The sequence below is a fragment of the Vibrio sp. 811 genome (assembly GCF_033339195.1).
This window is the reverse complement of the sequence record NZ_JAWOUB010000079.1, coordinates 1-1,233: the sequence shown is the minus strand read 5'-3', so window position 1 is coordinate 1,233 and position 1,233 is coordinate 1. Positions and strand designations below refer to the sequence as shown.

Sequence of the window (1,233 nt, the reverse complement as noted above, 5' to 3'; positions counted from 1 at the left end):
GTGATGATGAAGGAAAAAGCAATGAAATGGCTTTCTAAGAGTTGGGCAGTAGCCGCCGTGTTGCTGGTGGGATGTGCCGGACGTCAGGAGTTTATTCCGCCTCAGCCAAATGCTGAGGAGTATGCGCCGCCGAAGTTGGATTACACCTTACCAGACGCTCAATCTGGTAGCCTTTATCGTCACCAATACACGATGACTTTGTTCCAAGATCGTCGTGCGTACCGAGTCGGTGATGTGCTAACCGTGGTGCTTTCTGAAGAGACTTCTTCAAGCAAAAAAGCCGGAACCAAATTTGGTAAGAGCTCAGCGGTGAACTTTGCTGCGCCAACCATCGGCACTAAAAAGTTTGATGAACTTGGTGTGAGCATTGACGGCAGCCGAAATTTCGATGGCAGCGCGTCTAGCTCGCAAGGCAACAAGCTCCAAGGTGCTATCACGGTCACGGTGCATGACGTGTTGCCAAATGGCGTATTGCGCATCAGTGGCGAAAAGTGGCTGCGCCTAAATCAAGGTGATGAATTTATCCGTTTGACGGGCATTGTTCGCGTCGATGACATCACTCGCAATAACCAAGTTTCTTCTCAACGAATTGCGGATGCTCGCATCACTTACGCTGGTCGCGGCGCGTTGGCAGACAGCAACGCTGCTGGATGGCTGACTCAGTTCTTTAACAGCCCATGGGTACCATTCTAATGAAGCCAATCAATACCTTTTTTTCGTCTTTCCTACTGGCATTGACCTTAGGGCTTCCTGCGACTTCACAGGCTGAATTGGAAATTCCTATTATGGATTTGGTGGATGTTCGAGGCATCCGCGAAAACCAATTAGTCGGTTACGGTTTGGTGGTTGGTCTTGCCGGCCAAGGTGACCGCAACCAAGTAAAATTTACCTCACAATCCATCACCAACATGTTGCGCCAATTTGGTGTTCAGATTGATGACAGCATGGATCCTAAACTGCGTAACGTAGCATCGGTAAGTGTGACGGCATCGGTAGACCCTATGGCAGGGCCGGGCCAAACCTTAGATGTGGTCGTGTCATCCATTGGTGATGCGAAAAGCTTGCGCGGCGGTACGCTGCTTCTTACGCCGCTACGCGGTATCGATGGTGAAGTGTACGCCATCGCGCAAGGTAGCGTTGTTGTGGGCGGTTTATCTGCTGAAGGTAAAAGTGGTTCGAAAGTCGAAGTGAATACGCCAACAGCGGGTCGTGTGCCGAATGGTGCAACGCTAG

General features: G+C 50.7%; 2 protein-coding genes. Both read left to right on the top strand.

The annotated features are described in order from the left end of the window. The first annotated feature begins 21 nt into the window (after window positions 1–21). Window positions 22–693, top strand: coding sequence for a flagellar basal body L-ring protein FlgH (gene flgH, locus R7Q46_RS24925; protein WP_069508346.1), 672 nt, complete (start codon window positions 22–24; stop codon window positions 691–693). Next, window positions 693–1,233: flagellar basal body P-ring protein FlgI (locus R7Q46_RS24920; protein WP_318077893.1), on the top strand; the 541-nt coding region annotated here is incomplete at its 3' end. The genes flgH and R7Q46_RS24920, both read left to right, overlap by 1 nt.